The organism is Ralstonia insidiosa (genome assembly GCF_008801405.1).
Taxonomy (GTDB): Bacteria; Pseudomonadota; Gammaproteobacteria; order Burkholderiales; family Burkholderiaceae; genus Ralstonia; species Ralstonia insidiosa.
In genome coordinates, this window is record NZ_VZPV01000001.1 from 179901 (window position 1) to 194081 (window position 14181).

Consider the following 14181-nt stretch of genomic DNA (forward strand, 5'->3'; position numbering starts at 1 on the left):
TTCTCATGCTATGGCAGCCGACTTCTTGCGGCACCGCCAACGGAGGACACACCGTGTCACAGGTTCATCTGGAAGCAGGGTCCGTCAGCGAACAACTCCCGTGGACAGTCCACGAGATCGCTTACGGCAGCATCGACGTTGCACGCGTGCGCGAGAACCGCACGCTGTTCTATCTCGTGGTCAGCGCCTCGTTTGTCGAGAGCGGCTCTGATCTCTATGCAGGCAATCTCGCCCAGTACTACGCAGATCGCCCAGAAACCGCTCACTGGCTGATCGCCCACTGGGAGCGCGAAGAGCTGCAGCACGGCCGCGCCCTGCGCTGCTACGTTGAAACCGTCTGGCCCGAGTTTGACTGGGAGCGCGGCTACGCCCGCTTTTTCGACGAGTACTCCCTCACCTGCTCGATCGACCAGTTCGAGCCGACGCAGGCACTGGAAATGGTGGCGCGCTGCGTGGTCGAGATGGGCACCGCCACGTTCTACCGCGCCATCGCCCAGGCCGCCACCGAGGCCGACGAGCCCGTGCTGCGCGACCTCGCCAGCCGCATCTCGGCAGACGAAGTCCGTCACTACAAGCACTTCCTGCGCTTCTTCAACGAGTGCAATGCCCGCGAAGGCGTCGGCCGCGCGCGCGTGCTCAAGGCGCTCGCCTCACGCCTGCGCGAAATCAAGAACGAAGATTCGATGATCGCCCTGCGCAACGTGCTGCGCATCGAACGCGGTCAGGAAGACGTGCCCGAGGCCGATGTACGCGCACTCAACTCGCTTGTGAGCGCGCTGGTGCGCTCGCACTTACCGATCGACATGGCGGCCAAGATGCTGCTCAAACCGCTGCGTTTGCGGCCGATGATCGAACGCTCGATCCGACCGCCGCTGGTGGCACTGGTGCGGCGCGTGGTCTTGCACTGACCTTCACGCGCTGCGCAGACCCAAAGAAAAACCCGGGCAGATGCCCGGGTTTTTCGTTCAAGCCATCAACGCGAGTCGATTAGAACTTGTGGCGCAGACCAACCATTGCACCCATTTGGTTGCTGCTGTCTGCCGGCGTCGTACCCACTGCAGGCGTGTGGTACACATCACCCATGCCCGCCACACCCAGGATCGAACCGCTGCTGTTCTTGGCATAAGCCAGGTTCAGGTAGGCATCCGTACGCTTGGACAGGGCGTAGTCGCTGCCCACCACGAACAGCCACGGGCTACCGACAGCGCTGCCCTTGTCCTGCTGGTAGTACGCTGCGCCCGTTAGGGACACCGCCGGCGTGGCTTGGTAGCCAGCACCCAGCCAGTACAGGTTCGAGCGCGTATTTGCCGTCGTGGCGACGATGTCGGCGCTCGCGTTGGACCAGCGGTAGCCCGCAAACAGCTTGGCTGGGCCAAACGCATAGGTGCCAGCCACCGTAGCGCGTTGCTGCTTGCTGTTCGCCGTCAGGAGGGTGTTGCTGTTCGTTTGGTCATACACGGCACCAATCGAGAACGGGCCCGCTGCGTAGTTCGCACCCGCGCTCCACTCACGGCCAACCTTGTTGTTGCCAGCGATTTCCTGGCCGTCATTGCGCGTCGAGTACAGCGCCGACGCGGTCAGGCCACCAAACGTACCGATGTACTTCACGGCGTTGTCGGCACGGCCACCCATCGCCGCATCTTGCGACAGGATCGAGTAGCGCGAGGTCAGCGCCATCGGGTCGTACTTGGTCGTGAAGTCGTACAGCAGGTTCGTCTGGCGACCCAGCGTCAGTTGACCCCACTGGCCTTGCAGACCGACATAGGCAGTACGGCCAAACAGACGACCATTGCCGTTCGTATCCAATTGGGCCGACTTGCCGTCGTCGAGCGTGAAGCCGCTTTCCAGGTTGAAGATGCCCTTCAGGCCGCCGCCCAGGTCTTCAACGCCACGCAGGCCCCAACGCGAACCCGTCATTTCGTTGCCCGATTGCAGGGCCGTGCGCGAGCCACCGTTGCCCGGGCCTTTGTTCACCCACTCGACGCCGGCATCAACCGTACCGTACAGGGAGACGCTCGATTGCGCGAATGCACCAGCCGAAACCAGGGATGCGGCAGCCGCCGCAAACAGCTTGATCTTCATATCGTTTTCCTTGAAAAACACTATCGCGGGGAATTGCGATGCGGTAATTATGTATCCCCAAGGAATGCATTTAACAATTGACGAAATCAAGCTGTGGCGAATATGAAACCTAAGCCACGAAAGAAAAATATCCTTGTATTTTCAATAGTTTACGCAACACAAACAATCGTTGTAAGCACGGCTTACGCCGGCACAATCCCACAACTCACAAGTTCCAATCCATCAATTCCGAAAAATAATCCGATAGACGACAAAAAATAAACTATTGCAGATCACGTGTTTTCGATTATGATTCGCCCGAAGCTTGAATTACAGTTTCACAGCTTCATATCGACTTTAAAGGCCGCTTGAAAAAGCGGCCTTTTTTTTGCCCGCGCGCATGCCCGTGCACCCGATGGCTTTACGGGTATCGCTGCGTACTGGTGGTATCGAAGAGATTGGGCGCCCGAGCCACCGCAAGAATGCGTGTCTGCCGGCGCGACGTCGTGGGACGCCGGTGGTCAGGCAGCGAGCCCGACCTTCTTGGAGATACGGTGCTTGAAGGTCGAGACCGTCTTCGGCGAGATGCCGAGGCGCTGGGCGATCTCCGTGTTCCCGTAGCCTTGCGTGAGCAGCTGGTTCACGCGCAGCTCCCGTTTGGTCAGCGTGGCCAGGCCCGCACCTTCCGTGGGGCCCATCGCTGCATGGGGAAACGACAGATACCCGCGTGCGGCCAGCAACAGGGCCGCCGACAGGACAGCGGTGGCTTCCGATTTTTCGACGTAGGCATTCGCACCGGCCAGGAAGGCCAACCGCGCGTTGTCGTCTGCGCTTTCCGACGAGATCGTCACGATGCCGATGTCCTGGCGTTGCGCGCGAACCCGCCGCACCAGTTCAAGGCCATCGAGGCTGGGCAGATTGATGTCGATGATCGCCAGCTTGGGGCGCGCCGAGCGGATCAATTGCAGCCCCTCCGCCCCATCGGCCGCAGTGGCTACAAGCTGCAGATACGGCGACCCGGCAAGCAGCGCTTGAATGGACTCGAGAACGAGGGGGTGGTCGTCGATTGCGACCACGGAATGAAAGGCTTGACCTACGGCGGACATGGACTGGGGCGCACAAGCTCCGGGAGCATCCCGTCACGTTGCGTTGCAAATGGCTGACAGATTCTCTCGTGCGAGTGCGCGGGCAGAACGCAAGTTCCTCGCCGTACAGGTTTGCCAGAGATTTGCCGCGCCCCAGCTACAAACTGCAACGTTGCGTCAATTTTCTGCGACGGTGCCGCGGTCACGCCAGCCGGAACACATCCACCGCGCCACGCAGTTCCTGCGCCTGTTGACGCAAGCTCTCAGCGGCGGCTGCGGCTTCTTCCACCAGCGCGGCGTTCTGCTGCGTCACCTCGTCCATCGACGTCACCGCCTGGTTGACCTCTTCAATGCCCTGCGACTGCTCGCGCGAGGCATGGCTGATCTCGCCCATGAAGCCGGCGATGCGCTCCACACGCGTGACGATGTCCTGCATGGCGTCCCCCGCACCACGCGCGGCTTCGTTGCCGGCCTGCACCTCTTCCACCGAGCGGTTGATGAGTACCTTGATCTCCTTGGCGGCGGCGGCGCTACGTTGCGCGAGGCTGCGCACCTCGCCCGCCACCACGGCAAAACCACGGCCCTGCTCGCCGGCGCGGGCAGCTTCCACGGCGGCGTTCAGCGCCAGGATGTTGGTCTGGAAGGCGATGCCATCGATGATGCCGGTGATGTCGGCAATCTTCTGCGCCGTGGTGTGGATGCCCGACATCGTGCCGACCAGGCGCTCGACGGTCTGCCCGCCGGCGTTGGCCGCCTGGCTGGCGGACTGCACCATGTCGTGTGCATGCTGCGCGCTGTCAGCGTTCTGGCGCACGGTCGCGGCCAGCTCCTCGATGCTCGATGCGGTGCGCTCCAGACTGCCCGCCTGCGCCTCGGTGCGCGCGGAAAGGTCTGCATTGCCCGCGGCGATCTGGCCGGTGCTGGAGGCGATGGTGGAGGCGCTTGCGCGCACCTTGTCGACAATACCCGAGAGACCATCGCCGACACCGTTGATGGCGCGCATCAACTGGCCGATCTCGTCACCACGGGTGGCGGGCAGGCGGTGCGTCAGGTCACCGGCGGCCACGCGCTCTGCCACCATCACCACTTCGGCCAGCGGTGCGCTCACCGCACGGCGCAGCATCCACCAGAGGCCTGCGGCCAGCAGCGCACCCAGCGCCAGGCCCAGCAGCAGGAACCGGTTGCGGGCAGCGATCAGATCGGCTTCCAGTTCGTCCACGTAGGCCGTGCCGGCAATCACCAGCGTCCAGTCCGGATACTGCGAGAAGACGGTGAAGCGCTCACGCGTGGCGCCGCCCTCGGTGTCGGCCAGCGTGTGGCGCAGGATGCCGTCCTTCTGCTCGATCATCTCGCGCACCCAAGACTGGCCAGCGGCGTCCTTGGCGTCGAGCAGGTTCTTGCCTTCGCGCGCCGTGTTGCGGTCGATCAGCACCTTGCCCTGGTCGGCGCCGGGCTTGCCGTCAATGACGAAGTAGCCACCCGTCTTGCCGACGGTGTGCGCGCGGATCTTGTCCTTGAGCAGCGCCAGTTCAGTACGCACGTCCACCCCCACGTACAGCGCACCGACCACCTTGCCGGCAGCATCGCGCACCGGCTCGTACTTGCTCATGTAGGGCACGCCAAACAGCCATGCCAGTCCGCGGAACGGCTCGCCCGCCATCAGCGCCTTGTAGCTGGGGTGGGCGCGATCGAGCAGCGTGCCGATGGCGCGTTCGCCGTTCTCCTTCTTGAGCGAGGTCGTCACCCGTACGAAGTCGTCGCCGGTGCGGGCAAACACAGTGGCGATGGTGCCGCCGGTGCGGGCGAAGAACTTGTCCGGCACGGTGTAGTTCAGGTTCAGCACCGTGTCGCCGCTCTTGAAGGTGGGCGTGGGCTTGCCGGCCACTTCCACGGTCTGCGCCGGGTCCACGCTGTAGGGGCCAGGGGCGGCATCGGCAAAGGCGGTGAGGAAGCGGTCCGCCTCGGTGCGCATGGCGCCGTCGAAGAGCGCAATCATGTCGCGCATGGCGGCCTCCTGGTCACGCATGGCCGATTGCGCGTTGGCTTCCAGCGTGCGCAGGCTCGCTTGCGAGTTGGCCAGCGCAAAGGCACCGAACACCAGCACGAGGGCAATCAGGCCGATGGCAGCCAGCCGCGTGCCAAGGCTGGTGGCGGGTTCGGAGGCGGAGTGGCGAGGGGGCGTTCGCATGCTTTTTCCTGGTGATCGACAGTCGGGTTAACAACGGATCACCGGCGAAAAGCTTGAGCGCAAACCTTTAACAGTCGTCATTGTCCGGAAAACCAGACACTGTCCGACGCACCGGACAACAGACAGCCGCCCGCCTAGAATGCTCTGGCCGCCCAGCCTTCCGCCCAACACGAACCAGGACACGACATGCGCAGACTCCAGCCGCTATGCCACGGCATCACCTTCGCATTCACCGCCGCAGCCTTGCTGTGCGCGATGCCACCCACGCAGGCCGCCTGCGTGGTGCCGCCGGCCGAGCACACCATCGACCCGCCCGGTTTCTACGACGATCCGGCCGGCTACCAACAAGCCGTCAAGCCCATGCGCACGTACATCGACCGGCTCAACAAGGCCGCGGAGGCCGGCGACTGGGCCTGCACGATCGATCTGCTTGAGGGGTGGGCACGGGCCGGCGCCTTGATGGGGCCGATCACCGGCTACCAGGGGTACTACGAGCGCTCGTGGGCAGGGACGGACTTCGCGCTGGTACTCCTGCGCGCGCAAAAGCTTGGGCGCCTCGATGCGCCGCGCGCTGCCACCATCGACAACTGGCTCACCCGCATCGCCATCGCCACCCGCGACGCGCAAGAGATCAACAGCCTGCACAACAACCTGACCTACTGGGCCGGACTTAACCTGGTAGCCATCGGCACGGTGGCGCGTCGGGGGGACCTGGTGGACGATGGCGTCGCCCGCGTGCGGGAAGGCATCCGCGATATCGGCCCGCATGGCGAGCTGCAGCGCGAACTCAAACGCGGGGACCGCGCCTTGCACTACCACACGTTCGCGCTGCTGCCGCTGGTGTTCACGGCCGAGCTGGTCAGGCCGCGCAACATCGATCTGTACGCCGAAAACCAGCACGCGATCGGCCGGCTGGCAGACCTCGTCACGCGCGCGGTGCAGGACCCGGACAGCTTCCGCGCCGTGAGCCCCATCAAACAAAACCTGTTTCCGTGGACCTTCCAGGACGAGCTGTCGTGGATGGAGCCCTACTACGCCAGCCAGCACGATTCGCGTCTGCCGGCGCTGATTGCGGCACGGCGTGCCTTCCATGAATGGCGGCTGGGCGGCAACGTCACGCAGGCGTGGGGCGTGACGTTGCCTTAGCGCCGCGCTAGGCGCCGCAGGTCAGCGCCACGCGCTGCGGCACCAGCTTGTCCGGGTTGCCCGCACCCAGGTCGATGCGCCAGTCGGCGCCGTGCGTGCCGGTCACCTCGCGGCCATCCACGGTGGCGCGGCAGCGTGCGGCGTTGGCAAAGCGGATGAACGGGCGCGTATAGCCCGCCACGTCGACAGACAGCGAGCGGCCATCCGCACTACGCTGCCAGTTCGACAGCCGACCACTGGCATCGCGCACGTAGGGTTGCGTTGGTTGGGCGCTGTCCAGCGTGAAGCGCGCTGAACCGCTGGTCAGGTGGATGTACGTGCCACCCGGGCCGGCCACGTAGCCCGCCACGTCACGTGCATCGGCCAGACGCGGTGCGCCGGTGCCGGCCCAGCGCACGGTGCGCAGATCCCCATTACCGCGCACGACCCAGGCGTCGCCATCCCGCGCGACGGCAAAGCTGCGGAAATCGAGCACCTTGTGGATGTAGTCCGATGCGTAGATGGGCATGACGGGTTGCGTGAGCGCCCAGTCATACACCTGCCGCAACGCGCTCAGCGAGGCGAGCTTGGTGCCCGAATACATGTGGTAGTAGATGCCAATCGGCTTGAAGCGATAGGGCTTGTCGGTCAGTTCGAACGTTTCGATGGCCCGCGAAAAGCCGTAGTACGGGCCGTGCCAGAGGTTGGTGTAGATGTTCTCGTTCTGCTCGGGCGCGAACACCTGGAACAGGCCATTGCCCTTGTCCACACCCAATGGCGCGATAGCGGTCCAGCTCGGGTTGGAGCGTGTGATGTACGTGTCGCCGCCGTTCATGTTGAGCACGCCGGCCTCCACCGTCTTCTGCACGGCAATCTGCGGCACCTGACCGTTGCCGCTCCACAGCAACACCTTCACACGCTTGTCTGGCGGCGCCAGCTTGGTGTTGATGTAGTCGATGGAGCCAGCGATCTCGCGGTCGAAGCTGAAACGGTAGTTAGGGATCTTCAGCCCGAAGGCGTCAGCGCCCTCCTCTTGCGCAGCCTGCGTTGACGTGGGCGCATCGGCCGTGCGCAGCCAGTTGAACGGGTGCGAGAACGTGTGGCTTGCCAGTTCCACATATGGCTGCGCGAAGATGCTGCGCGCGATGGGCTCGAGCTGCGGCGTGAGCTTGGGGTACATGCCGTCGGACGCCACCTCGCCCTCGATGATCGACACGGTGGTCGGCACCTTGTAGCGCTCGAAGATCTCTCGCAGCAGCGCCTGGCCGGAGAACTCGCCCGGCGGGAACTCGGTGCGCGAGGCAAAGCCGTCGCCGTCGATATGCACGGTCATCAGGCGGCGGCCGTTTTCGGTGGTGGTATCGGGCACCGGCATGGGGGGCAACGCCAGCGCGCGGCGCAGAAAATCCAGCGGCTGGATCACCCAGCGTGCCTGGTCCACGTCGGGCATGCGAAACACGCCAAACGGGCGCAGCACGTAGCCGCCCCACGGCGTGATGGCGGCCGCGTCGAACGTGTAGTCACCCGCAGACAGGCGCAGCAGCGACTGCGCACCCGGCGTTAGTGGGTCGACCTGCACACCCACGGCATCGCGCCGTTCAGGGTGCGGTTGCAGCTCGAAGCCGACCATCGGATCACGCGAGACGATCGACAACGGCCCCGAAGGCGACCCCGGCACGGTCTTCAGGCCCAGCGTCTGCGCCATCGACGCATCCATGTTCAGGCCAAACTGGTTGAACATCGCCACGCGCACACCGGCATCGATGGTGCGCTTGAGCCATGACGCCCAGGCGCCAGGGCGCGGTGAACTGGCATCGAACCACGTGACCACGCCGGCGTAGCGATCGGGTGTGACGGTGGGCAACGGCTTGTACCCATCAGCAAACTCAACGCGATAGCCGAGGTAGTTGATGGGCATGGCCAGATACAGCACGACCGGCAGGGTATTGGTGCTGGTGCCGGGCTCTTGCGGCTCAATCAGCAGCACACGACGCGGCATGACTTCCAGACGGCCGATGCCGATGAAGTCTGCGCCAGGCGTGGTGGCATAGCTGGTCACGCCCGCGGCACGCGCCACGTTGGCGGTCTCGCGCAGGCAGGTGCGGTTGTAGTTGGCGCAGTAGTCCAGCGCGACAGCGGGCAGGTGGTATTGCGTAGCGATGCTGCGCAGCGCGGCAACGCGGGCCGTGCGATCGGCATCGCTCACGTCTTGCAGACCTTCGCCGCCCGTAAGCTCACGCACAAGGCCGGGCGTGACCACGCCGGACAGTTGCGGCGCCAGCGTATCGAGCCACGCGGTGCCGCCCGCCAGCAGCTTGGCCTGCGGCGCACGCGCATGCAGCGCCTGCACCAGTGCCGCCACCGCGTTGACGGCACCCGGGGTCTTGGCTGCCAGCGTGTCCAGCCCATCTAGCAGGAACCCCTGATAGCCCTGCGCCAGCAACGGTGCAAACACCGGATCGAGCACGTTGGCCGGCCATGTGCTGTCGCGCATCGCCTCCGCCTGCTGTGTCAGGTCAACACGCGCGAGCCACAACGTGGGCGATGGCTGTTTCGGGTCGAAGGTGCCGGCCGCCGCCGGATCGAGCACCACCCAGTCGAAGGCCTGCAACTCAGGGGCCGGGACATCGCGGCCGTAGTAGAAGGCGATCTGCGGATCAGGGGTGGCGGGCTGCGCATGTGCAGCAGCAGCCCCGCATGCCAACGCAACGGCACCCAGCCATGCTGACCAACGCCATTGCCGATTGCTGCTCACCGCCTGCCTGCCCTGCATCCCGATCCTCGAGAATTGATCCGACTTCCATTGTGTCGGGCTGGCGGCCGATTGCAACGTTCTTGTTTGGGTGATGGCCGCCGCAGTGCGTTGGCAACACACTGCGGGGCGCTTCCCCCTTAGAACGCCGACTTCACCACCCCGCCATCCACACGCAGCGCCGCCCCCGTGGTGGCGGCCGACAGCGGGCTGGCAACGTAGGCCACCAGGTTCGCCACCTCTTGCGGCGTGGCAAAGCGCTTGATGAGCGAAGTGGGCCGCGCGGTCTCGAAGAACGTCTTCTCGAACGCCTCGAAGCTCTGGCCGCCCGAGAGTTTGCCCACGAATTCATCCACGCCTTCAGAACGCGTGGGCCCGGGCAGCACGGCATTCACGGTGACGGCGGTGCCCGCGGTCACTTCGGCCAGCCCGCGCGAGAGGCCCAGCAACGCCGTCTTGGTCACGCCGTAGTGGATCATCTCGGCCGGAATCTGCACGCCGCTCTCGCTGCTGATGAAGATGATGCGCCCCCAGTTCTGCGCCTTCATGGCACCCAGGTAGGCACGCGAGAGCCGCACGCCGCTCATCACGTTCACGTTGAAGAAGCGCAGCCATTCGGCGTCGTCGATCTCTTCAAACGGCTTGGGGTCGAAGATGCCGAGGTTGTTGACGAGCACATCGACCTTGGGAAAACGGGCGAGCAGCGCCGCGACCTGTTCGGGTGCGGACAAATCCCCGGCAAAGGCCTCGACATGGGCGTCGGGCACCTCGGCACGCAGGCGGTTGATGGCATCGGCCACCGAGGCTTCGGTGCGGCCATTGACGATGACGCGGGCGCCTTCGGCAGCCAGTGCTACAGCAATGGCATGTCCGATGCCCTTAGTTGAGCCGGTCACGAGAGCAAGCTTGTTCTGAAGGTGGAGGTTCATGGCAGTAAAAAATGGAATTTGGAGGAGGACGAGCACGTCGCGCCACTTGGTTCACACCCTTGGCAGTGCCGACGTTTCAACCATGATACGAACCACCCCACCCTTTGCCAGCCGCAATCGTTTTGCAGCGGTATCCAATGTGATTTGACGATCAGCCTTGGTGTCGATCCCGGCTTGACGGCCTGGGCAAGCGACGATTAGTGTGGAATGAAGCACGCTCCGCGTTACGGGAACGCACGGCGCGCAAGACAAGCCGGATCACCGGTAGAACGGGGAGCACCACCATGAGCACAGACGTACAAACTCCACCAGAGGCCACCGCCGTGAGCGGCGGCACGGGCGAAGGCGCCTACCAGGTCGACACCATGGATCGCGACACCAACGTCGGCCGACTCGTGCATCGGGTCCGGCATGCGCTGGTGACGCATATCGACAGTGCGCTGGCGTCGATTGACCTGACCGCCGCGCAGTGGATGGTGGTCATCTATCTGGCCGAAGACCTGGCCACCACACCGGCCGAACTCTCGCGCCTGCTGCACTACGATCCGGGTGCAATGACGCGGCTGATCGATCGGCTGGAGAAGAAGAACATCGTGAAGCGCGCCCCGAGCGATGCTGACCGCCGCTCGGTGGTCGTCACGCTCACGGAGCAAGGCCGCGCGCTGTATCCGGAGATCCGGCCCTTGATCATCGATGTGCTGAACCAGTTGCTGCGCGGGTTCTCGCAGACCGAGGTCAAGCAACTGGAAAACCTCCTGCTGCGCGTGCTGCACAACGCCTGAGCGCGCGGTGCACGGCAAACGGCAGGGCTAGTCAGCCGACGGTGCTGTCGGCGTGAAGCTGGTCGCGCTGGCGGCGCAGTTCGGCCAGCGCAGCGGGGGCATCGGCCGGGATCGCGCCGGCCTGCGCCAGCGCCGCCTCGAGCACGCGGGCCCGCTCGGCAATCGCGGCCTGCTCCACCGTCAGCGCCGCGCCCTTGATCCGGTGCGCCACGTAGCGCGCCGCGGTCGGGTCGCGCGCATCCAGCGCGTGGGCCAGGCTTTCCAGATCGTCATCCAACGAATCCAGATAGATCGACCAGAGATCGCGGCCTTCCCCAGCCAGGGCGGGCGTGGCCACGCGCGGCGCGTTCTGGCTGTCGTCACCGTAGGCGACATCGCACCACAGCTCGATCATCTCGCGCAGGGCATCCAGGCGGATGGGCTTGGTCAGCATGCCGTCCATGCCGCTTTCCATGACGCGCTGCTGGTGCTCGTCATCCACCGCAGCGGAGATGGCGAGGATGGGCGTATGGGTGCCGGCACCGGCCTCGCGCGCGCGAATGCGCGCCGTAACCGCATAGCCGTCGATATCCGGCAGGTAGCAGTCCATCAGGATGAGATCGAACGCGTGCGCCGCGGCCTTCTCCAGCGCCTGCGCACCGTCAGCGGCGAGCTCGACATCGCAACCGAGTGTGTGCAACTGGTCTTCGATCACCATCAGGTTGGTTGGCTGATCGTCCACCACGAGCACGCGCGGGCGCGGCTTGCTGGTTTGCGTAGCCACCGACACCGCCTGGGGCGGCGACGTTTGCAGCCCAGCATCGGGCAAGCCGATGGGCTCAGGCGCAATCGTGAGGGTGCGTGCATCCGTGACGGGGCGTGCCGCCGCCTGCGCTTCCTCCACCGTCGCCACCTCGGCAGGCAGCGTGACGGTAAAGACCGTGCCCGCCCCCGGCGTGCTCCGCACCTCAATGTTGCCGCCCATCAACCGCGCGAGTTCACGTGCGATGGACAACCCCAGCCCCGTACCGCCAAAGCGCCGCGTGGTGCTGGAGTCGGCCTGCTGGAACGCCTTGAAGATGGTGCGCTGGTCTTTCTGCGCAATGCCGACCCCCGTATCGGCCACGTCGATGGTGAGCGTACCGGCTGCACCCCGCTTGGTTGGCGGCACGTAGGACATGCGCACCGTCACCCCGCCGTGCTCGGTGAACTTGACCGCGTTGGACAACAGGTTCAGCAGAATCTGCCGCGTGCGAGTCGGATCGATCCGCAGACACAGCGACGGGTCGACACCGCTCATGAACGTGAGCGCCAGCCCTTTGCGCTCGGCACGCCAACGCACCACGTCCAGCGCATCGTTGATCCACGGCAGGATCGGCGTGGGCAACAGTTCAAGCGCGACGCGCTGGGCTTCCAGCTTGGAGATGTCGAGCACGTCATCGAGCAACACCAGCAGCGTCTGCGAGGCGGTGGTCGCCACGTCCGTCAGGCGCTTTTGCTTGTCGTCGAGCGGTGTGTGCTGCAGCAGCTCGACCGATGACAGGATGGCGTTCATCGGCGTGCGGATCTCGTGGCTCATCACGGCCAGGAAGCGGGTCTTCTCGCGCTCGCTGCGTTCGGCGCGTTGGCGCTGGGCCCGCGCGCGCCATGCCAGGAAGAGGATGCCGGCAATCGCTGCGGCCACCAGTGCCAGCTCACGCGCCCGGTAACGCAGGATCGATCCGTACGATGGGGCGCCATAGTCCACCACTTCAAGCCAATGTTGTTCGATGGCATCGGTTTCGGCGGCCGTGAGCGCATGCAATGACTTGTCCAAGATTGAGCGCAGCAGCGGCTGATCCGCATGCACGCCCATGTAGAGCGGCACCGGCAGGTCGCTGATGACGCCCGAGATATGCAGCGCGTCGACAAAACGGCGACGCAGCAGTGGCTCGGCAGCGTAGTTGGTGGCGGCAGCAACCTCTGCCGAGCCATCGGCCACCGCCTGCAGGGCAGCATCCGTCGACTCGAACAGCAACAGATGGCTGTGAGGCAGCCTCTCGCGCATGAGGATCTCGGTGGCGCCACCACCGATGAGCGCGACCGTCATGCCGTCCAGTTCGCTCAGGCGGAAGATCGGGTGCTGCGTGGCACGGCCCACGGCCAACGTGGCGCCCATGAAATAGGGGGCTGTCGGCAGCAACTGCTGCGTCAAATCATCCGATGGGGCGAGCGTGGACAGGCTCGGCAGCAGGTCGACCTCGCCCTTGAAAAACGCTTGACGGCTTTCGCCCCAGTTGTCGATGAATATCGGCTTGAATCGCAGGCCGCTCACACGGCTGATCGCATCCAGATAGCCGGACGCCAGCCCCTTGATCTGGCCTTTCTCGGCGTACTCGAAGGGTTTCCAGTTCTCCCGGTACGCAACCCGCACAACCGGATGCTGCGTGATCCAGGCGCGCTCTTCCGGGGTGAACTGTGGCGCCTGCTGTGCAGCCGCCCAAAGCGGCCAACCCGAAGCGACCAGCACGCCAATGACGAGGCAGCGTACAAGACGCTGCCGCAGGCTCACTGCCCCTCCAACTCGTGCTTGATCTTGAAGAGTTCGGTATCGGTGCGGATACCCAGCTTGCGATAGGCAGACTGCTTCTGCGAGCTGATGGTCTTGATGCTGCGCGCAAACTTCTCGGCAATATCGGTGACAGACATACCATCCAGAACGCAGCGCAGGACCTCGCTCTCACGCGGGCTCAGCTCGGGGCGTTCCACCAGTGCGGAGAGTTGGTTGCCATCACCTGCCGATGTCGGAGCCGGCGCATCGGCGGCCAGGGCATCGCGCTCCATCTCGGCAGCCAGCGTGGCATTCAGCCGCTTGCCGCCCGCCGCCACGGAGCGGATCGCCCGCACCAGTTCCGACAGTTCTTCTTCCTTGCCCACAAACCCGCGTGCACCGGCATGCATGACCAGCCCGACCGTCGCTTTGTTGTGGTGGGCAGACGCCACCAGAATCTTCAACTCCGGATAGCGCACGCGAATCAGGCGGATCAAGTTCAGCCCATCGATCTCGGCCGGCCCAAGCGAGTAATCCATCAACAGGATGTCCACCTCGACGGTGTTGTCCTTGAGCGCCTGCACGACCTCCCGGCCCGACGCGAACATGCCGCTGACCTCGATATCGGCCTCCTGCTTCAGGCGCGCGGCCAGGCCGTGACGGACGACCGCATGGTCATCGAGCACGACCACGCGGATCGGTCGGGTCGCGGTCCAGTTCATGTTGGCAAATTCCTCTTCAACGTGTTTG

The 14181-nt window shown here is 64.7% G+C and carries 10 protein-coding genes; 3 read left to right on the plus strand and 7 right to left on the minus strand.

Translation table 11 applies throughout. The annotated features are described in order from the left end of the window. Positions 1-5 precede the first annotated feature (5 nt). Positions 6-908, plus strand: a complete 903-nt coding sequence (locus F7R11_RS00850) for a ferritin-like domain-containing protein (protein ID WP_231973119.1) — start codon at positions 6-8, stop codon at positions 906-908. A gap of 79 nt (positions 909-987) precedes the next feature. Here F7R11_RS00850 and F7R11_RS00855 read toward each other — a convergent pair whose 3' ends face one another. From F7R11_RS00855 to F7R11_RS00865, 3 genes are all read right to left on the minus strand, one after another. Continuing rightward, on the minus strand, positions 988-2082 hold the full coding sequence (locus F7R11_RS00855) for a porin (RefSeq protein ID WP_021197255.1): 1095 nt from the start codon (positions 2080-2082) through the stop codon (positions 988-990). Between the two features lie 500 nt (positions 2083-2582). After that, positions 2583-3167, minus strand: a complete 585-nt coding sequence (locus tag F7R11_RS00860) for a response regulator transcription factor (protein WP_021197254.1) — start codon at positions 3165-3167, stop codon at positions 2583-2585. 181 nt (positions 3168-3348) lie between these two features. After that, entirely contained in the window at positions 3349-5334 is a 1986-nt protein-coding gene (locus F7R11_RS00865; RefSeq protein WP_064805592.1) for a methyl-accepting chemotaxis protein, read from the minus strand. Positions 5335-5520: 186 nt separating this feature from the next. Between F7R11_RS00865 and F7R11_RS00870 the strand changes: the two genes are divergently transcribed. Continuing rightward, a complete protein-coding gene (locus F7R11_RS00870; RefSeq protein WP_064805594.1) occupies positions 5521-6480 on the plus strand; it encodes an alginate lyase family protein in 960 nt (319 codons plus the stop codon). Between the two features lie 7 nt (positions 6481-6487). Here the strand turns inward: F7R11_RS00870 and F7R11_RS00875 are convergent, their stop codons facing one another. Together F7R11_RS00875 and F7R11_RS00880 are read right to left on the minus strand one after the other, a co-directional pair. After that, positions 6488-9232, minus strand: a complete 2745-nt coding sequence (locus tag F7R11_RS00875; protein ID WP_064805596.1) for a bifunctional glycoside hydrolase/polysaccharide deacetylase family protein — start codon at positions 9230-9232, stop codon at positions 6488-6490. A gap of 119 nt (positions 9233-9351) precedes the next feature. Then, the gene (locus F7R11_RS00880; RefSeq protein ID WP_048933479.1) at positions 9352-10140 is read right to left on the minus strand and encodes an SDR family NAD(P)-dependent oxidoreductase; all 789 of its coding nucleotides are present in this window, start codon (positions 10138-10140) and stop codon (positions 9352-9354) included. A gap of 284 nt (positions 10141-10424) precedes the next feature. Between F7R11_RS00880 and F7R11_RS00885 the strand changes: the two genes are divergently transcribed. Beyond that, positions 10425-10922: a MarR family winged helix-turn-helix transcriptional regulator gene (locus F7R11_RS00885; RefSeq protein ID WP_064805598.1), complete on the plus strand. Its 498-nt coding sequence runs from the start codon at positions 10425-10427 to the stop codon at positions 10920-10922. A 31-nt stretch (positions 10923-10953) separates the two neighbouring features. Here F7R11_RS00885 and F7R11_RS00890 read toward each other — a convergent pair whose 3' ends face one another. Continuing rightward, entirely contained in the window at positions 10954-13452 is a 2499-nt protein-coding gene (locus F7R11_RS00890; protein ID WP_064805600.1) for an ATP-binding protein, read from the minus strand. Beyond that, positions 13449-14153 carry a response regulator gene (locus F7R11_RS00895; protein ID WP_064805602.1) on the minus strand — a complete coding sequence of 235 codons (705 nt, stop codon included), beginning with the start codon at positions 14151-14153 and terminating at the stop codon, positions 13449-13451. Before F7R11_RS00895 ends, F7R11_RS00890 begins: the two co-directional genes overlap by 4 nt. Between the last annotated feature and the right edge of the window lie 28 nt (positions 14154-14181).